Raw genomic sequence first — 19,191 nt, 5'->3', positions numbered from 1 at the left:
GGACCTCAGGACTGATCCGTAGAGAGCTTTTCGTAGAGTTTCGATCTGCTGATCCCCAGCAACCTTGCCGCCTTGGACTTGTTCCCCCGAGCCTCGTCGAGGGCGGCACGGATCGCTTCCTGTTCGATGTCGGCCAGGGCCAGGCTCTGTGCCGTCTTCGTGGACTCCATCTCCGGTGACCTGATTTCCTCTGGTACGTCCTTGAGATCGACCCATCCGCTCTCGATGTAATTCATCATTCTCTCTATGATGTTTTCCAGCTCTCTGATATTGCCGGGCCAATCATATCGAACCAAAGCCTCTACGGCCTCGTCGGCAATGCCTTTTACCCTTTTCGTGAAACGATCGTTGTACTTCTTTATGAAATGATCGGCGAGCACCTGGATGTCCTGTTTGCGCTCCCGCAGCGGGGGGATCTTGAACTCGATGACATTGATCCTGAAATAGAGATCCTCTCTGAACGTGCCTTCGCCGACGAGACGTTTCAAGTCCCTGTTGGTGGCGGCAATGATTCTGGCGTCGACTTTACGCGTCTTAACCCCGCCCACCCTTTCGACTTCTTTTTCCTGAATGACCCGAAGGAGCTTGCCCTGGAGCAGAAGCGGCATGTCACCGATCTCATCGAGGAAAATCGTCCCGCCGTCCGCCAGTTCGAACTTGCCCGGCTTGCCTTGCCTGCGCGCTCCGGTAAAAGCTCCGTCTTCATAGCCGAACAGCTCTGATTCGGCAAGCTCCGCGGGGATCGCGGAACAATTGACTTTTATGAAAGGCTCCTTGCGCCGCAGTGAGGCGTTATGGATCGAATGCGCAAACAACTCCTTGCCGGTGCCGCTTTCTCCTGAAATCAGCACGTTCGAATTGCCGCGGGCCACTTGCATGATCTGTGCTTTTATTCTCGCAATGATTTCATTATTGCCGACGATGTTATTCAAGGTGTAGCTCGTGCCATTGGCCTTGTAGAGCTCGTCCTTGTAATAATCGAGCTGCATATTCAGCCTGTTCAGCTGCTGCATGACGTCGGACAGCTGATCGAGGTCTTCGTATATCTTTATGACGAATCCTTTGGCGTTGTCGGGTTTCGTATACGGCATGGAAGAGACCACACAAGGCTTGGAGTTGATTTCCAAGGCTTTCAGAGTCAACTCTTCGTCCGTTATCGGGATGAATTTACTGATATTCTGTCCAATAACCTGATCTCTTGATTTGTCGACTTTCCTGCAAAAGCTTGCATTCGCCAAGGTGATCCGCCCCTGTTCATCCAGGACGGCTACCCCTTCGTAAGCGACATCCAGAACCGTCTCAAGGGTCGATTTGAGCTCCTTGACGGCTCCGAGCTCATGGGCTACTCCTTCGACATCCGTCATATCCTGGATGACAAAAATCACACCCTTGACCTGGGTGTTCTGATAGATCGGCACAGCAGTCGCGATAAGCTTCAGGGATTTATGTTCAATCTTACGCGGTGCAATCCAGTCGCCACGGGTGACGGGCGAAAAATCGGCTTTCAGGACACTGAAATAATTGCCGATGTATTTTCCCTTTTTAACCTCTTGCAGAATGTCCTGAGCATATTGATTGGCCAGGGTGATGATCCCCGCCTCATTGGTAGCCAGGATACCCGCCGGGACATTCTCAATGACGCTCGACAATTCCTTGTACAAATACTCGGTGCGGTCGAGCAGATCGATGACGGATGCGGCCTGGGTCAATATCCCGATCGGCTCATGGTCCATATCCACGACGACAGTCTGGCCTACCATGCAGGTATGCAGCCAGTGAGACAGTTCTTCCAGGCTGTCATAGGTTTTGTCTTCGCGAAGATAAACGACATCGCGGATGTAGTAGTTCTCTATAGCCGTATCGAGGCTTATATCGTTGAGCAGGCAGTCAAAAAGATTCGAGCGGCCGAAAAATCCGACGAGCTTTCCTTCTTGGTCGACGACAGGCACTCCATTGAGCTTGGATTGCTTAAGCAACTCAATGGCCTTGCGTATATTGTCCCAGGGACGAATCTGAACCCTGGCAGGAACCATGATTTCAGTTACCTGCATGAAAACATCTCCTCTGACCTCAACTGGAATGTTGCAGATCCTGTTTTTTGAATATTCGGCCGCATACTCGAAAATGGGGCTTCAGGCCTTGAACAGCATAACACACAACGCAGGAGCTAAATAAGCCCCTATTAGTGAAAGATGAGAGGCAAATCTTTCGATCCTGGACGGCTGACCTCCTTTACAGAGATTCAAAGTAGCCGACCATCTTCCTGCGCGTCGCGGCATCCGGCAGACGGCCGAAGCCCGCCGCCATGTTGTCCTCCATATGATCGACCCTGGAAGTGGCGGGAATAACGCAGGTGACCGCCGGGTGGGAAACGATGAACTTGAGGAAGAACTGGCCCCAGCTCGTGCAGTCGAATTCGGCTGCCCACTCTGGCAGCTCTTTGCCCCTGATCTTGCGGAAGAGATCGCCGCGCTGATAGGGGCGGTTGACCAGGACCGCCATCCCGCGTTCTGCAGCCAGCGGCAGCAGACGCTCTTCGGCGGTGCGGTCTTCGATGTTGTAGCTGAGCTGTACGAAATCCAGCGATTCGTTGCGCAGGATCTCTTCCAGTTCCCGGTGAAATCGGCCATGAGACGTGGTGATCCCGGTATAGCGGATTTTCCCATCGGCTTTCCAGGCCTGGAGTGTCTTCATGTGGGTTTGCCAATCGCGCAGGTTGTGAATCTGCATCAGGTCGAAGCGGCGGACGCCCCACTTCCGACGGGAGTCTTCCATCTGCCGTATGCCGGCCTGCTCGCCGTCGGTCCAGACCTTGGTCGCGGCAAAGAGCCGGTCCCCGTGCCCGACGCGGTTCAGCAGCTCGCCGATGACCTGTTCCGCCGAGCCGTACATGGGCGAGGAATCGATCAGCTCTCCGCCGTGGCCGAAGAAGGACTGCAGGACCTCGGCAAGGGTTGGCAGGGCGGCTCGATCACCGCCGACGTCCAGGGTCCGCGAGGTGCCCAGCCCGATGACCGGCAAGGTCTCGCCGGTGGCCGGAATCGCCTTTCGGATCAGCTTTCTCTCCGCCGCTCGCAGCCCCTGCGGAGCCAACCAGAAGGCCGCAAGCACCGCTGTCAGAGAACCGATGAAGCTCCTTCGGGATATCGGATGGTCGTTTCCGTTCATGGCGATACCTCCTCTCTATCGAGCTAGTGGTTATCCGGAAACTACGGATGGACACCCGCTCTCTTTTCCTGCGCCTTTCCAAGCTGATAGCAGATCCACGCCCACAGCACGGATATCGGCACGGCGATGAAGGCGATGGCCGAGAGCCCCAGGCCGAGGGCCTGCAGACCCGCATAGGCCCAGGCGCTGATCACGTCGCCGCTGCGGTAGATGACCGTGTCGATCACGTTCTTCGCCTTGTATTTTTCCTCCTCGCCGAGAACGACGAAGAGCATCTCCCGGGACGGTTTCATGATGGCGTAATTGCCGGCTCGCCGCACCACCTGTACGGCCACCAGCACCGCCAGCAGCGGCGCCGTGCCGAGCAGCAGAAAGCCGCCCCCCAGCAGCAGGGGGATCAGCGCCAGGCTCCAGGCCATCCCCAGCGCCTTGACGATGCGGCTGGTGAAGAAAACCTGGATGACGAGGGTCAGCGCGTTGGCGGCAAAATCGATCCCCGCGAAGACCGCTGTGCGCTTCGCCGGATCGGCGAAACTGTCCTCGATGATGTGCGCCTGCTGAAAATAGAGGAAGGTCGAAAGGGTTGTGAAGAGCAGGATCAGGAGGCAGATCCCCAGGAGGTAAGGCGATCGGGCGATCAGCCGGATGCCCGCCCAGGCCCCGCCCCCCAGACCGCGATTCCTCCCGTCCGGGGAGGAGCCCCCGGAAGCTGAAGCCGAAGCGGACGGTCCGGGATCGATCCTCTTCCGCCAGGCGGCCAGCCGGTGGATGCTCAGCACCGCCCACCCGAGACCGAGGGCGGAGATCGGCAGCAGATTGGTCGGTCCCAGAGGAATGGCCAGGGTGGCGGTCAGAGCGGGGCCGGCCAATGCGCCGGCGGTGCCGCCGGCGGCTATGAAGCCGAACAGGCGCTTCGCCTGGGAGTCGTTGAAAAGATCGGCCATGAAACTCCAGAAGACCGACACGATGAACAGGTTGAAGACACTGGTCCAGATGAAAAAGGCCCGGGCCACCCAGGCGTGGGTCAGCCCGGAGCGGAAGAGTCCGAAGAAGATCAGCAGATTGGCGATGAAGAAAAAGTAGACGAGGGGGAGAAACGTCTTGCGGGGATAACGCGAAGAGATCCAGCCGAACAGGGGAACCGCGGCGAGCATGGCCAGGAAGGTGCCGGTAAAGAGCCACTGAAGATGTTCGACCCCTCCGGCGATCCCCATCTCGTCGCGCATGGGCCGCACGATATAATAAGAGCACAGAAGGGCGAAAAAGTAGCTGAAGGACCAGAGGAGTGCGCGGACTTCTTCCGGTTCCACCTTGACCAGCCGTTTCAGCCAGCTATGGACACGCGAATTGCCTGGTCCGGAAAATTTATCCATGGCGCCACCGGATGCGGGGGTGGAGTTTCCTCCAGTATAACGGAACCTGAATCCCCTTTCTTGTGGCGAGCCCTGTTCCGGGAACCGGAACAGGGCGTCCAGACGGCAGCTCAGGCCAGGCGGATGATCTCCACCAGCAGCCCGGCGACCCGTGCCATGTCCTCGACCCGAACGCATTCGTCCACCGTGTGGACATTGGTCATTCCGGTGCCGAGGATGACTGTCTCAATTCCTTGCCCGTTGAAGATGTTCGCATCGGAGCCGCCTCCGGCGGCCTTGATTTCCAGAGGACGCTGGAGGCGGTCGGAAGCCTCCCGCACCAGCCGGATGATCGATCCGTCGAGGGGCACCGCCATGGCCGGGTAGTCGGCCATGACCTCGGTTTTCACCTCGGGTACGAATGTTCCGCCATCGAGCTCCCTCGCCCGTTCCAGCGCCGCCGCCTCCAGGCAGGAAATCATGTGTTCGGTCTGCCGAGTCAGCTTTCCCGGGTCGTGGCTGCGCGCCTCCCCTTCGAGAATTACCTTTTTGGGGACGATATTCGTCGCCTGCCCTCCCTGGATGGTGCCGATGTTCGCGGTCGTTTCTTCGTCGATTCGTCCGAGGCGCATCGCCGCAACGGCTGCCGCGGCGACCTGGATCGCCGAAATTCCCTTTTCCGGGGCAATGCCGGCATGGGCCTCCCGGCCCGTGATCTCAAAACGCATCTTGTTGGCCGCGGGAGCCCGATGGATGAGCAGATCGACCCCGGAAGTATCGAGGGCGAGTCCTCGCCGGGACCTGATCCGGGAGAAGTCGAGGTGTTTGGCTCCCAGGAGGCCCACCTCCTCGCAGATGGTGACCACCACCTCGATGGGACCGTGAGGGATGTTGTTTTCCCGGACGACCTCCAGAGCTTCGATAATCTCCGCAATCCCGGCCTTATCGTCGGACCCGAGGATCGTTTCTCCGGCACTGGTGAAAACCCCATCCGTCAGAAGCGGAGCGACCCCCTCGGCCGGTCCCACCGTGTCCATGTGCACGGAGAGCATCAGGGGTTCGCCCTCCTTCCCCCTGGCGGGAAAGGCTGCAATCAGGTTGCCGCTCTCCCCTCCGACTCTCTCTCCCGCCCCGTCCATGAACACCTCTGCGCCCATGCGCCGGAAGCGCTCCGTCAGATAGCGGGCGATCTCCCCCTCCCGAAAGGAGGGGCTGGAGATGGCGGCCTGGCGTGCGAACTCCGCCGTTAAACGTTCGGTGTCGATCATCGCTTACCTCGTCTGGTTTGCATGCAAATTGCCGTTCGGGATGGCACATCGAAAGGTGTCACTTTCGAACACAATGTGTAGCCTATTTGCAACATGTTTTTCAATAGAATTGAAAGGAAGACGAAGCTTTCAAAATCGACCTTATGCGTCTGGACAAGGGGCCGCGGAATCTGCTAAAGTTGCGCAATATTCTGCGGGGTCGCAAGAAGAACAGATGGCCCTGACCTTTCTTTTCATGTCCTAACGTCAGGCAATCACCCGTGAATTTCGATTTTCATCCTCCCAAGAGTTCACCTTTCAGGCGTCGTCGCTCCCGACGCCGCCTGCCGCTTCTTATTTTTTTCCTTGCGGTCGCTGTCGCGGTCTTCCTCCTGAGCCGGCAGCCGTCGATAAATACCGAAGCCCACACCCTGACTTCGCAGAGGGAAGCCGAGGCTCCGGAACCAGTGCCGCCGCAGGAGCCTTCTGTTCCGGAGATCCGCCGGGAATTCGTCGAGGGGACCATCCGCCCGGGCGACACGATCACCGCCCTGCTGGGAGACTATTTCACCCCCCAGGAGCTTCTCAATCTTACCAGCAAGAGCAAGGAGGTCTTCCCTCTCTCGAAAATCTGCGCCGGGCAGCCTTACAAGCTCTGCCTCGTGGACGGCTCCTTCGACCGCTTCGAGTACGATATCGACAAGGATGAACAGCTCATCATCCGCAAGGAAGAAGAAAATATCGACCTTACCCGCATTCCCATTTCTTACGCGGTGGATACTGAGCTTGTCCGGGGAACGATTACTTCCAGCCTCTTCGAAGCCGTGGCCGAAAGCGGTGAGAGCCCAGAGCTGGCCATGTCCCTGGCCGACATCTTTGCCTGGGATATCGATTTCATCCGCGACATCCGCGTCGGCGACTCCTTCCAGGCCTTTGTGGAAAAGCGTTTTCGCGACGGCAAGCCGGCCGGTTACGGCCGGATTCTGGCTTCTGAATTCACCAATCAGGGAACCACCTACAGAGCCTTTCTTTACCAGGACGGCAATAATCGACCCTCCTATTACGACGGCGAAGGCAACAGCGTACGCAAGGCTTTTTTGCGGGCCCCCCTGGCCTTCTCCCGCATTTCCTCCGGCTTTACCATGCGCCGTTACCATCCCGTCACAAAAACCTGGAAGGCCCACCCGGCCATCGATTACGCCGCCCCCACAGGCACTCCGATCAAGACGGTCGGCGACGGCACCATCATCAACATCGGCCGTACCAAGTACAACGGGAACTTCATCAAGCTCCGCCATAACAACAGTTACGAAACCTTATATCTGCACATGAACGGATTCGCAAAGGGGATGAAAAAAGGGAAACGGGTCGTTCAAGGACAGACGATCGGCTATGTCGGAAGCACCGGCCTGGCCACCGGGCCGCACCTTTGTTTCCGTATGTACAATAACGGCTCTCCGGTCAATCCGAACAAGGTCCGGGCCAAGGCCGCGCCGCCGGTTTCGCGGGAACGGATGGCGGAGTTCAAAACGTCCATCGCTCCCCTGCTGGCCCGCCTCGAAGGGGGACAAATTCTTCAGGCGCAGTTGGAGCGGGAAGGCGACGATACCATTGTTCGCCAGTAAGCAAGAAGACCTTTACATCGTGAGGAATGAGGGGTAAGGACGCCTCACGATTTTTTTAGTGGAGTCAATAAAAAATGGCCCTCAAACTGGGAGACCTCCTGCTGCAGGAGGGCGTCATTTCGCCGGCCGAGCTGGAAGAGGCCTTGAAATATCAGGTCATCTTCGGCGGCAGACTCGGCACCAATCTGATCGAGATGGGCGCCCTGGATGAGGAGGACATTACCCGGACGCTGAGCAAGAAGTTCGGTCTTCCAGCCATCGACGCCGACCAGATAATGAAGGTCAATCCGGAGGTCATCAAGCTCATCCCCCGAGAAATAGCCGAGCGCTATCGGGTGATTCCTCTTCGGCTGGAGGGACGCCGGCTCACCCTGGCCATGTCCAACCCCACGGACCTCAAGGGGCTGGACGAGATCTCCTTCCGCACCGGCTTCATCATCCGCCCGGCGGTCGTGGCTGAGGTACGGATGGTTCTCGCCCTCGAAAATTACTACGGCATCGAGCGCGAACGCCGCTACATCCATGCGGCCAAGAAGGTCGAGGTGAAGAAGAGACCTGCTCCGCCGCCCGAACCGAAACCGTTGGAGGAGACGGCTGTCGCACCCCCGCCGTCTCCGGCGGAGCCCGGAGGCGACTGGTTCGAAGAGCTTGAAGAAGGCGCGGCCGGTCCGTCGGCGTCCGAGGAAATCGAAGAACCGATCGATCTCGAAGAAGCGGACATTCACGAGGAAGAGGTGGAGGCGCCGGTCGTCGAAACCGTGGGCGATGAAGCTGCCGTAGAACGGCTGGTGGAGGCCCGCGACCGCGACGATATATTCGATGTAGTCCTCGGCGCCCTGGCCCGGGAATTCCCCCGCTGCGCGATTTTCCTGGTCCGCGGGGAGACGGCCCTGGGATGGAAGTGCGCCGTCGACCGGCAGGAGTCGCCGGGATTCGATCAGCTTCAGGTCCCTCTGGACGAACCCTCCGTATTGAAAACGGTAGCCGAAACGAAAAGTTATTATCTCGGCCCCATCCCCCGCTCCCCCTTCAATTCCATGATGCTTCAGGAGATGGGAGGAACGCTTCCGGATGTCGCCCTGATGGTTCCGCTCATGATGATGGGACGGGTGGTCGGCGTACTCTACGTGGACGGAAAAGGGATCGATCTGGGCGAGCGTCTTTTCGATCTGCAGAAGCTGACATCCAAGGCGGCCATGGCCTTCGAGATCCTGGTTCTCAAGAACAAGATCCTCACCTTATAGGAAGGGACGGCAAGCACCGGACCGGCATCCACCGCCCGAGGGTTCATTTGAACTATCTCGTTCACCTTTATCTCTCCGATCCGACCCCCGAATGCCGTCTGGGCAATCTGATGGGGGACTTCATCAAGGGGCGGCTCGAAAACGGCTGGGCTCCCGAGATTCTCCGGGGGATCAGACAACATCGCCGGGTCGACGCCTTCGCACACCAGAGCTCCGTCTTCCGGCGCAGCAAGGCGCGGATTCACGATCGTTTCGGCCATTGCAAGGGCGTCCTTGTGGACGTCTTCTACGACCACTTTCTCGCCAGGAAGTGGAGTCATTACTCGGACACGCCCCTGGAGGTGTTCGCCCGGGACATCTATCGGCTCCTCGAAACCAGCCGGGACATTCTCCCTCCCGGCCTGCAGCGGGTCGCCCCCCGTATGATCGCCCACAACTGGCTGGTCTCCTATCGCGATGAGCAGGTTATCGGCCGGGTCCTCGAACGCATCTCCGAACGGCTCAGGCGCCCCAATCCCATCGCCCTCGGAATCGGGGAGCTGCACCGGCATTATGCCGGCCTGGAGGCAGACTGCGACCTGTTTCTGGAGGAAGCCAAAGAATACTTGCGGGATTGGTGAAACCGGACTTTTTTTCGAGAGGATAAACGAATTTCCCCACAGAGGACACAGAGAAATTCAACAAATCCTGGGGTACTTCTCTGTGTTCTCCGTGCCTCCAGTGAGCGAAGCAAACGGGGGGTGAAAAAATGAATATTTTGATTACCGTGACCGCCGCAGCAGCTGTTCCATCCCCAACAGCAGCCGGTCCTTGTGCCGAAGCTCTTCGCGCAGCCCCTTGATCAGAGCACTCTGTTTTCGGATCACCTGTTGCTGGATTTCCACAGCCCTCTGCAGTCTCTCGATCTTCTCTTCGGCCTCTTCGGCTTCTTCGATGTAGCTGAGGGCGGCGTCCTCTTCGGCTTCCTCGTCCACCGACTCCTCTGTGACGGTCACCTCACCGGTCTCCCAATCCACGACAATATCTTTCATGGCGTGCGCCGGAGCCGCGGCCATTGTCAAGAGCATGAGTACCAGCGCTGTTGCGAGTCTGTGCATATCCCCGGAGTCTTATAATGACTTCAAGATTCAAAGGTCCAAAACCTGCACGCGGATAACATCTGATCGAATCTGATAAATTCGGATCGAACACTTCGCTTTTAATCCGCCTTTATCAGATTTGATCCGCGTGCAATGGTTTAAGCTTTTGTTAGTTGGTTCTCTCTCTGTTTCGTGAGCAACAACAGGCGAAAAGAGTCTTTGTGCGACAATCAAATGAAATGATCGAAAAGCCGCGTCAGCTTCTGCAGATGACGTCTCTCCTCATCGGAGAGGATTTCAAACACCCGCCGCGAATTTTCATCTCCCAATTCGCGCCGCAGAATCAGGTAGCGGTCGTAGGCGGTAGCTTCCAGGCCGATGGCCAGCTCGAGGATATCGCGGACCTGCCGCCCCCGGATCCATTCGAGGGCCTCTTTCACCCGCATACCGCCTTCCATGTACTGCTCGGTCGGCCTTTCAGCCACCCCCTCCGGAAAGCCGCCCCCTGCTGGTTTCCCCGCGAACCCCTCGTAGAGGGCAACCAGCGTCTCCTTGTGCCGCACTTCCGCAACGGCAAGCTCACGGAACAGGGCGGAGGCTTCCCTGTCGCGCAGCTCTTCGGAGAGCCGGGCGTAAAACTGGCGGGTTCCTTCCTCCAGATACCAGGCCAGGGCCAGGTACTCTTCGGGGGACCGGGCGGCGTCAAACCACGTCAAATCCGACTCCGGGGCGCCTTCGGCGACAAGGCCTTCCCACTCCCTGATTCCTCCCCGCATGCTGTACACTTCCCTGAAACCTGCATTGGCCAGGACCGCCGCCGCGGCGCGGCTGCGGACGCCGGCGGAGCAGTAGGTGATCGTCCGCTTCCCCGGGTCGAGCTCGCGTTGCCTCTCTTCGAGTTCATCCATGGGAATCCATTTCGCCCCCGGGAGATGCCCCCTCTCGTACTCCTTTGCCTGGCGCACATCAACCAGGTTGTATTCCTCGGGACTGTGTTCGTCGAGAAACGCCCTGACCTCCTGTACCGACAGGGTGGATGTGGGTCTGAAAAAATCCAGTAAGCTCATAGATCCTTCCGCGCCGGTCCGCCTCTTAGAGTGGAGCCGATTCCGATACCTTCTGTTTTTGTTCGATCAGCCTCTCGAGCCATTGGGAGACCATTTCCAGGTGCCGTTTCTCAACCAGAGCCAGGGACTTGAGAACCTTGCGGATGCTCTCGTCCTCGATCTTCTCCAGCATGAAAAGATACCGATCGTAGGCGACGGTTTCCACCCCGATGGTCAGTTCTAAAATATCTTTCAGGGTCTTCCCCTTTATCCAGTCAAGTGCCTTTCGGACCGAGATTCCTCCTTCCATGATGGGCTCCTCGCCGGGATCGATATCAATGACCCCAAAGGGGAATTCCTCTCCGGCGGCGTGACCGGTGAACTTTTCATAGAGCTTTTGCAACGCGGCCAGATGGTGATCTTCGGCTTCGGTCAGCTTGAGATACATCTCCCTGGCTTCAGGATCGGTCAGCCGATCGGAGACATGGCCGTAAAACTCGCGTGTCCCCTTTTCCAGCAGCCAGGCCAGGGCGACGAACTGATCCGGGGTATGGGCCGGGAAAAACCAGACCATCGTGGTCTCCGGCATCCCTTTGGCGACCATCCCGTGCCAGGCGGAAATCCCCCCCTCCAAGCAGACGACCTGGCGGAAACCGATCCGTAAAAGGACGCTCGCGGCGGCCTGGCTTCGCGGGCCGGAATTGCAATAGACGATGGTCGGTTTGTCCGGGTCGAACTCCCGATGGTTCTCCTCCAATTGGCTGACCGGCATCGACCGCGCGCCCGGAATGTGCCCGCGGGCATATTCCCGGGGCTGACGGACATCGATCAGGTTGTAATCGCCGGGGTCACGATCTTGGATGAATTGCTTTATGCGGTCCACCGGCCATACCGCCACCGGCTTGAAGAAATCAAGTAATCCCATCTATTTTCCTCGTTTGAGTAAGAATTTAAGTCTGATCAGATTCTCAAAATCATCAGATGTCCTGCGGCAGCCCTCAGCGTCTGCCCTTCAGAAAAGGGTAGACTGCCGGCCCCCCTTGTCAATGGGTAGGGGGTAGGATTGCCGTCCCTCAGGCCGGGATCGGCCAGTCGGATTCGAACCCCTCGGGGTAGAAGTTCTCCCGGGTGCGGTTGAAATAACCGAACTGGATTCGGGGAACACGGGCCTTGACCCGATCGAGCATGGCCGTCATTCCCATCCCCTCTCCGGAGACGCCCATAGCCTCCCAGTACATGACCGGATCCAGACTCAGATTGCGCATCTGAATCATGTCGATGCCGGTCTCATCCACCAGCCGGATGAGCGCTTCCACCTCCTCCTCCCGGTCGCTGATGCCGGGGAAGACCAGATAGTTGAGCATGGTGAACAGCCCCTTGTCCCTGCCCCGCCGGATCGATTCGAGGACGTCTGCAAAGACATATCCTCGGGGACGGTAATAGGCGTTGTAAAAACGTTCCTGAACCGAATTGAGCGAGACGCGGATCGAGTCCACTCCCGCTTCCGCCAGAGCGTCGACGGCCGCGGGGATGGAGGCGTTGGAATTGAAGTTGATGGTGCCTCGGGGGGTCTGTCGGCGCATCTCGCGTACCGAGGAGCAGATGGTGTCCGCCTGAAGGATCGGATCCCCTTCGCATCCCTGGCCGAAGGAGACGATCGCCTGTTCGGCCTCGCGCAGATGCGGAACCGCCACCTGGCAGATCTCCTCGACGGTGGGGACGAAGGTCAGGCGCTCCTGACTGGAAGGGCAGCAGTCCGACTCCTGCAGGGAGATGCATCCCAGGCAGCGGGAGTTGCAGGCCGGAGAGGTGGGAAGCGGGGCCTCCCAGCGGCGGAAGAAGAGGTTCTTGGCGGCGAAGCAGTGGTAGTCGACGGCGCAGCGGGCGAGCTGCTCCAGCAGCCGGTTGTCCGGCTCTTCCCGCAGGCGGCGGCGCACCAGGGGATCGAGCTTGCGGTCATCGAAATGGTCCGGCTCCCACTGGGTGTTGCGGTCGACCCGCACCGCGGCGCAGTAGAAGCGCTCCTCCTCCGCGCACCACCCCACCGCCGTATAGGACCAGAGGGGCAGCTGCACCTTCTTGTGCCGGTAATCAGCCGCCGGCAGCAGGGTGCGGGTGAAGGCCGGGGTCAGAAAGGTCGACACCGCCTGAATCCGTCCTCCCCCCCAGTTGCGCGGCAGCCGCTCGGCCGTGACAGCCTGGCGCCGTTTGCGGTCGAAGCCGATGGGCGGCGTATCGGGGATGGTAAAGAGGCGGCTCCCTTCCGGCAGGGGGATGAGCTCATCCTCCCTCGGCAGGCGCGCGGTCATGCCGTTCATCCCCAGCATGAGCAGTTCGGGGTGCTCGAAGACTTCCCCCGATTCATCGGCGACCACGGCAAGGATGGTTTTGCATCTTTTCACTTTGGTTTCCGATCTGGAAAATCTGAATTCCCAAAAAAACAGAATCGTCTCTCGCCCGCTCCTTTCAGTCGCTCAAGTTCGCAGAGGACGCGGAGAAAACCGACGAACCAGGGTTTTCTCTGCGATCTCTGCGTGCTCGAGTGAGCGAAGCGAACGGGCGAGAGGAAGCCTTAATGATTTCATTGAAAAGCGAGGATACCACACTCCCGGGCCAGGGAGCAATTTCCTCTTCCCAACCCCTGCCCCCTCCGTTATCCTGTCACTTATGCGTACCATCCTGACAACACTGCACAGCAAATTCATCCATCCGAGCCTCGCCCTTCCCTGCATGGCCGCGTACTGCCGGGAAGAATGCGGGGAACTGTGCATTCGTGAATTCACCGTCCACGAACCGAAGGAGAATGTGCTGGCCGCCCTCATCGCCGAGGAGCCGGATGTCGTCGCCTTCTCGGTCTACCTGTGGAACCGCCGCGAGACCCTGGAGCTGGCCGATGCACTTGCGACGGTCCGGCCGGGGATCCGCATCGTTCTCGGCGGCCCGGAAGTCTCCTTCGACGGTCCGGATCTCTTCGACCGGCATCCGGGGGTGAGCGCCCTGGTGCGGGGCGAAGGAGAGATCCCCCTGCGCGGACTCCTTTCGGCCTGGGCGAAGGGGGTGGATTCCCTCGACGTTCCGCGCCTGGCTCAGCGCCGCAACAAAGGGGTAGTCGAAGGTCCGGACGCTCCGCCCCTGGCGGATCTCGATGAACTCCCCTCCCCCTTCGCTCTCGGCCTGGCAGACCTCTCCCGCGGCTTCGTCTATCTCGAGACCAGCCGCGGCTGCCCGTACACCTGCTCCTTCTGCATGAGCGCCCTCGACGAACGGGTGCGCTCCTTCTCCATGGCCCGCATCCGGGACGATCTGCGCCTGCTCATGGACGCCGGAGTCCCCAAGGTCAAGCTGGTCGACCGTACCTTCAACTATGATGCCGCCCGGGCCCGGGAGATCTGGTCCTTCATTCTCCGGCACAACAGGCAGACCCACTTCCATTTCGAGATCGGCGCCCATCTCCTCGACGAAGAAACCCTGGCTCTATTGGAAACGGTCCCATCGGGGATGTTCCAGTTCGAAATCGGGGTCCAGTCGACTCTGCCGGCCACCCTCGACGCCATCGGCCGGCAGGCCTCCCTGGAGAAGCTGGAGGAGAGCGTCCGCCGCCTGCGGGCAGCGGGGAACATCCATCTCCACCTCGACCTCATCGCGGGCCTTCCGGGAGAAGGGTACCGGGACTTCCTGGCCTCCGTCGAGAAGGTGGCCTCTCTCTGTCCCCACCACCTGCAGATCGAACCGGTCAAGCTCCTCCCCGGCGCCCCCCTGCGCCGCGACGCCCGCCGGCTTGGCCTTCGCTTCGACCCTCATCCCCCCTATGGCATCCTCTCCACACCGGAGCTTACCTTCGCCGAGATCGACCGACTTCGCGGCCTCAGCCGCCTCTTCGATCTCACCTTCAACAGCGGTCGGTTCGGCGGCTTTCTCGAAGGATTGAAGGCGGCCTGCGGTTCCCTTTCCGCAGGCCTCGAACGCCTGGAAGACTTCTGGCGCACCCGGGACCTCTTTCGTCATCCCCTTTCCCAGCGCGCGGTTTTCGAGGCCTGCTGGAATTTCGTCCGGAGCACCTTCGGCGGAGAGGTACGCGAAACCCTCAGGGATGGACTGGCTCGTGATCTGGCCCTCTGCGAACGGGTAGCGCCCGGCAACGCGCCGGACTTTTTCGACCTGACCCTGACGGAGGAAGAGAGGGAGGCGGTTCGGGAACAGGTGCGGCGGGAGACGGAGGCTGTCAAGGGGCAGGGAATCAAGATCCAGCACTTCGCCGCAGTCTTCGAACGGCTGCGGAGGCTCTCGGGAAGGACGGTGCTGCTCTTTCTCTACCTGACCCGAAGCGGCGAAGGAATGCGGGTGAAGGAGATCCCCCTCGACCTCGACCGAACCCCGGAACTGCCTGCGCAAGGACGCGAAATGGACGACAGTTGACAGGAGACCCTTTTCGATCGATTCTTGTAGAAGAACGGCCAAATGACGGACGGTCAACCGCTGACAGGGTCGAAAACGGATGGGTACAGAAGGCGGCATGGATAAAAGGCTGTCAACCCTGCTGATGCTCCTCCTTTTATGGACGATCGGGCTGCCCGGAAGCGCCCGGGGAGCGGAAACAAAGGAAGTGTCTTTCGACGGAGGCCCGGCCGGGGGGACCTACCTCGTCTTTGCCGAAGGCCTGGCCGAACTGCTGAACCGCAAGATGCCGGCGGTGCGCATCACCGTCAATCCTTCGGGCGGCTCGATCGCCAATCTGATCCGACTCGATACGGGGAAAATCGACATGGCTCTGGCCAGCGCCAGCGATATCGAACTGGGGAAAAGAGGGCGGCTGAAAGAGTATTCCGTCTCCTTCACCGGGGTCAGGGCCGTCGCCCGCCTCTTCGATGAATACGCCCATCTTGCGGTTCTGGAAAACAGCAGCATCAGGACACTTGCAGACCTGAAAGGCAAGAGGGTGGCGGTTGGAACGCGAGGGTCGGGGACATTTGCGGCAGCACGGAGGTTTTTCCGGAGCGTGGGAATGTGGGAAGAGATCAAGCCCGAATATGCCAGCTTCGACCTCGTGGTCAAGGATTTTCTCAGCGGCCAGGTCGAGGCTGTATGGCAGATAGTCGGTTATCCCAGCGCCTCTCTGAAGGAGATCTGCCGGCACACCTCCCTGCGTTTCATCGATCTGAGCAAGGCTGCGGACGGTTCCGACTTTTACACGGAACATCCTTACTATTCGCCGGGAACGATTCCGGCGGGAGCTTACTCATGCGTGGACGCGGAGGCGGAAACTTTTCGGGATCAGGCCGTATGGGTGGCTTCCAAAAAGGTAAAGGACCAAATCGTCTTTGAGGCGCTCTCTCACATCTTTTCAGCCAAGGGGCTGAAGGAGATGCAGACCGTACATCCCACTGGCAGGGAACTGGATCCCGATAAAGCAGCACGGGACCTCGCCGTTCCTCTCCATCCGGGCGCGAAGCGTTACTGGGAGTCCCGGCAATAGACTGGAGAATCGAGCCTGCCATCGGCTCAATCCGTCGAAAAAACCTTCAGCCCTAACACCCCGCAGACGATGAGCAGGATGCACAGAATCCGTATACTCTCCCTCGATTCCCCGAAGAGAAGAATTCCCCCCAATGCCACACCCGCGGCTCCGATGCCGGTCCACACGGCATAAGCGGTGCCGACGGGGATGGTTCTCATCGCCATGGACAATAGTTTGAAACTGACGGCCATGGCGGCGATCGTCCACACCGATGGCCATAGCCGGGAGAATCCTTCGGTATATTTCAGGCCGATCGCCCAGCCGCATTCGAAGAGGCCGGCGACGACCAGATAAACCCATGCCATATGGAACTTCCCGATGATGCCGCCTCACTTAGACGGTCTTAAAAGAGATGAGGTAGGTGGTGGGACCAACGGCCTTGATGTGTTCTTCGCAAAAGCCGTAGGGGGCGACAATCTCCTCCACCTCTCCGGGCGACAGCCTGATCGCCACCGGGGGGCCCGGCTCACTTTCCACCTTGTCGAACTCGATGATCACCAGTCGCCCCTGCGGCTTGAGGACCCGCACAATTCCCCGCAATGTCCCCACCGCCGTTCCATCCGCCACAAGGTCGTGGAGGACCGTGGCCATCAGGACGACGTCGACACTGTCATCCTCCACGGGCAGGCTCCGGCTGACATCCCCGACCTCGGCATGGATCTGGGTCAGCGCCATCTGGTCGATCCGCTCCCGAAGGGCGGCGATCCCTTCCTCCCACAGATCGACGGCATGGATAACGCCCCCGGTGCCGATGAACTCGGCGGCGGCCACGGCGTAGTTGCCCACCCCGCAGGCCACGTCGAGAAAAACGGTCTCCGGCTGTAGCTGCAATTCGGCAAAGACCTTTTCCGGATCGACCAGATCGAAGCTGCTCTTCCCTGCGGCGATGGGTTTTTCATTCATTTCCTTGATAGCCTCCAGTTATCTAATTCGCTCGGCAAACATTCCGACGGTGTCCGACTTTGACTACTTATGGAATAGACCCCCCGCGGCCGGATCGGACTTGACTAAAGCTTCACAATCATCCCGCTGACGAAGCGCGGCTCGATCTCCTCCGGCTTGAGGCGGCAGAACTCTTCCTCCCACAAGTCGAGGCAGTAATCACCGAAGGCGCCGGCTCCGGGTTCGAGGGAGTTGAGCCAGTGGCGGGTCTCAAGGCGCAGCTCCTCGGAGACCTTTCCTTCGCTGCAGACCCTGGCGTGCAGCGCAAGCAGTTCCTCCCCGGCAATGGGACGGGGGATGAAGGCCCGGCCGAGGATGCGGTTGGCCAGGGCGGTGAGAAAGAAGTCGGAGAGGGCCAGGTCCTCGGGATCGTCGGGGACGCACCCGTCGAGGTGCAGGTCCGCCACCGCGGGCAGTTCGAAGGGGAAGCGGAGTTCGAACAGCCGCTGCTGGACTTCGAGGCGGTCCAGCCAGTCCTCGGCCAGACGGATATCATGCAGGTTGGCGAAGGAGCGCTCGCCGCCGCGATTTTCCGCATCCATCCCTTCATAAAATTGAGGCTTCTTACGCCCCAGTGCGTCGATAAGCGCTCGAAAGGGGCCGTCCAGATAGGGGGCGATCTTCGAGTCGCGCATTTTCCAGGCACGCCGCTGCAGCACCAGCGTGAGGCTGAAGCCGAGGCGGAAAAGGGTCTGCAGGTAGACACCTTCCATCAGATCGGCGGCCGTGGCCGAATCGCCGTCCGAGAGATGCTCCAGGGCAATGTTGAGATAGCGGTAGACCTCCTCCATCGAGCCGTGGACCTGATACGCCTCCCCTATGTCCACCCGGTCGGCGACCATCACCTTGTTCAGGATGAACGTCAGCTCCCAGGCGGTCTCATGGTCGATGCCGGCGGCCAGCACCTCGGCCAGCAGATCCCTGGGGCGGGCCGCGGAGAGGACGAAGCCGGGCGCCTCCACCCCTTCTTCTCCCGACTCCATGGGAAGCTTGCGGTGCTGACGGGGGTCGAACTCCCCGGGGTCCATCCAGGCATAGATGGCCTGGGCCTCGAAGGGATCGGGGAAGCCGCGGTCCTGCAGGCGGCCGATGCGGAAGCGATAGACCTCCTCCTCGAGGGCCGTCTCGTCTTCCCAGCGCACAGCCGCTATCAGGCGCATGTAGAGGTGGTGGTGACGACGGAAGAGGATGTCGAGAAAGGCGAAAACGGTTTTGGCCTGTTCCGGGTCTCGGCACTCGATCTCGTAGCCGCCGCTGCGGTGCATCAACTCGGCCATTTCCTCGTCGTCCTCAACGTCCTCGGGGCCGCGGGTGATGGTGATCAGCTTCTTGAACAACAGCACCAGCAGTTCGAAATCAAACTCGTCGGCTGTTTCCAGAACCTTCTCCTCCCCCGCATCCATAAGCAGGGTCATCCAGCGCAGGGCGGCCGGCGCGTCGAAAAGGTCCTGCTGCCAGCAGTCGAGATCGATGAAGGTGGCGAACTGATCGGTGTTCACCATGGAAAAGATTTCGGGGACGTCTTCAGGGCCCAATTCCTTGATCATCAGGTAAAGTTCCTGGACCGAAAGCCTGCGGATCAGCACCTCGGGTTCGTTCGCCTCGAGGATAAGATCGTATTTTTGCCGGCTCGGAGCGGCGCGCACCATGTCCAGGCGTTCGGCCAGGGTAAGGGCGTTGAACTCCCTCGCGGTGATGCTGCGGGGCTGGCGCAACAGGGTCAGATGCCCTTTCTTTTTTTCGCGGGGCAGATCGAATCTGGTCATCGGAACTCCTCAACTTCGGGCGGATTTTTCCTTGGGTGTGACAATGTAAAGCAGCTGATCTATTTTATCAAGTCGCGAAGGTATTGAAATCAATCGGGGCGGACCGATTCCTCCGGATGTATCGCATCGACCTGCTTGCGGGCTCGTTAATGGCTGTTAAAATTGGCAAGGGTCGTCAATCGTGATCATGGAAAGTATTCGAATCTA

16 protein-coding genes are annotated in these 19,191 nt (G+C 59.5%); 5 read left to right on the top strand and 11 right to left on the bottom strand.

Translation table 11 applies throughout. The features are described from left to right. Positions 1-5: 5 nt before the first annotated feature. The 4 genes from DTF_RS0113430 to DTF_RS0113415 form a co-directional block, all read right to left on the bottom strand. Positions 6-2,051 (bottom strand): sigma-54-dependent Fis family transcriptional regulator, encoded by a 2,046-nt coding sequence (locus DTF_RS0113430; RefSeq protein ID WP_027715737.1) that lies wholly within the window; start codon positions 2,049-2,051, stop codon positions 6-8. A 181-nt stretch (positions 2,052-2,232) separates the two neighbouring features. Then, entirely contained in the window at positions 2,233-3,168 is a 936-nt protein-coding gene (locus tag DTF_RS0113425; RefSeq protein WP_027715736.1) for an aldo/keto reductase, read from the bottom strand. 41 nt (positions 3,169-3,209) lie between these two features. Continuing rightward, the gene (locus DTF_RS23525) at positions 3,210-4,541 is read right to left on the bottom strand and encodes an NTP/NDP exchange transporter (RefSeq protein WP_051361297.1); all 1,332 of its coding nucleotides are present in this window, start codon (positions 4,539-4,541) and stop codon (positions 3,210-3,212) included. Between the two features lie 110 nt (positions 4,542-4,651). Next, a complete protein-coding gene (locus DTF_RS0113415) occupies positions 4,652-5,788 on the bottom strand; it encodes a M20/M25/M40 family metallo-hydrolase (protein WP_027715735.1) in 1,137 nt (378 codons plus the stop codon). 260 nt (positions 5,789-6,048) lie between these two features. Between DTF_RS0113415 and DTF_RS0113410 the strand changes: the two genes are divergently transcribed. The 3 genes from DTF_RS0113410 (at position 6,049) to DTF_RS26855 (ending at position 9,256) form a co-directional block, all read left to right on the top strand. Further along, complete coding sequence (locus DTF_RS0113410) at positions 6,049-7,392, top strand: peptidoglycan DD-metalloendopeptidase family protein (protein ID WP_035057049.1); 1,344 nt, start codon at positions 6,049-6,051, stop codon at positions 7,390-7,392. A gap of 74 nt (positions 7,393-7,466) precedes the next feature. After that, positions 7,467-8,636, top strand: a complete 1,170-nt coding sequence (locus tag DTF_RS0113405; RefSeq protein WP_027715733.1) for a hypothetical protein — start codon at positions 7,467-7,469, stop codon at positions 8,634-8,636. A 47-nt stretch (positions 8,637-8,683) separates the two neighbouring features. Beyond that, entirely contained in the window at positions 8,684-9,256 is a 573-nt protein-coding gene (locus DTF_RS26855) for an ACP phosphodiesterase (RefSeq protein WP_027715732.1), read from the top strand. Positions 9,257-9,397: 141 nt separating this feature from the next. On the opposite strand, the gene DTF_RS0113395 is transcribed toward DTF_RS26855, so the two are convergent. The 4 genes from DTF_RS0113395 to DTF_RS0113380 all read right to left on the bottom strand — a co-directional run bounded on the left by DTF_RS0113395 (position 9,398) and on the right by DTF_RS0113380 (position 13,163). Next, positions 9,398-9,667, bottom strand: a complete 270-nt coding sequence (locus tag DTF_RS0113395; protein WP_027715731.1) for a hypothetical protein — start codon at positions 9,665-9,667, stop codon at positions 9,398-9,400. A gap of 278 nt (positions 9,668-9,945) precedes the next feature. Further along, entirely contained in the window at positions 9,946-10,782 is an 837-nt protein-coding gene (locus tag DTF_RS0113390) for a rhodanese-like domain-containing protein (RefSeq protein ID WP_027715730.1), read from the bottom strand. A 25-nt stretch (positions 10,783-10,807) separates the two neighbouring features. Then, entirely contained in the window at positions 10,808-11,686 is an 879-nt protein-coding gene (locus DTF_RS25560) for a rhodanese-like domain-containing protein (protein ID WP_051361296.1), read from the bottom strand. 148 nt (positions 11,687-11,834) lie between these two features. Continuing rightward, positions 11,835-13,163, bottom strand: coding sequence for a radical SAM protein (locus DTF_RS0113380; protein ID WP_027715729.1), 1,329 nt, complete (start codon positions 13,161-13,163; stop codon positions 11,835-11,837). A 265-nt stretch (positions 13,164-13,428) separates the two neighbouring features. Here DTF_RS0113380 and DTF_RS23515 point away from each other — a divergent pair, with 265 nt between their 5' ends. Together DTF_RS23515 and DTF_RS0113370 are read left to right on the top strand one after the other, a co-directional pair. Continuing rightward, positions 13,429-15,177: a B12-binding domain-containing radical SAM protein gene (locus tag DTF_RS23515; protein ID WP_051361346.1), complete on the top strand. Its 1,749-nt coding sequence runs from the start codon at positions 13,429-13,431 to the stop codon at positions 15,175-15,177. A gap of 97 nt (positions 15,178-15,274) precedes the next feature. Beyond that, positions 15,275-16,234: a TAXI family TRAP transporter solute-binding subunit gene (locus DTF_RS0113370; protein WP_027715728.1), complete on the top strand. Its 960-nt coding sequence runs from the start codon at positions 15,275-15,277 to the stop codon at positions 16,232-16,234. A 26-nt stretch (positions 16,235-16,260) separates the two neighbouring features. On the opposite strand, the gene sugE is transcribed toward DTF_RS0113370, so the two are convergent. The 3 genes from sugE to DTF_RS0113355 all read right to left on the bottom strand — a co-directional run bounded on the left by sugE (position 16,261) and on the right by DTF_RS0113355 (position 18,984). Next, complete coding sequence (sugE, locus tag DTF_RS0113365) at positions 16,261-16,581, bottom strand: quaternary ammonium compound efflux SMR transporter SugE (RefSeq protein ID WP_027715727.1); 321 nt, start codon at positions 16,579-16,581, stop codon at positions 16,261-16,263. 28 nt (positions 16,582-16,609) lie between these two features. Next, positions 16,610-17,179 carry a class I SAM-dependent methyltransferase gene (locus tag DTF_RS0113360; protein ID WP_035057043.1) on the bottom strand — a complete coding sequence of 190 codons (570 nt, stop codon included), beginning with the start codon at positions 17,177-17,179 and terminating at the stop codon, positions 16,610-16,612. Positions 17,180-17,283: 104 nt separating this feature from the next. Next, positions 17,284-18,984 (bottom strand): DUF6178 family protein, encoded by a 1,701-nt coding sequence (locus tag DTF_RS0113355; protein WP_027715725.1) that lies wholly within the window; start codon positions 18,982-18,984, stop codon positions 17,284-17,286. Positions 18,985-19,191: the final 207 nt, after the last annotated feature.

It is taken from the genome of Desulfuromonas sp. TF (assembly GCF_000472285.1).
Lineage (GTDB): Bacteria > Desulfobacterota > Desulfuromonadia > Desulfuromonadales > ATBO01 > ATBO01.
The sequence above is the reverse complement of the archived record's forward strand: the minus strand, read 5'-3'. Positions and strand labels throughout refer to the sequence as shown.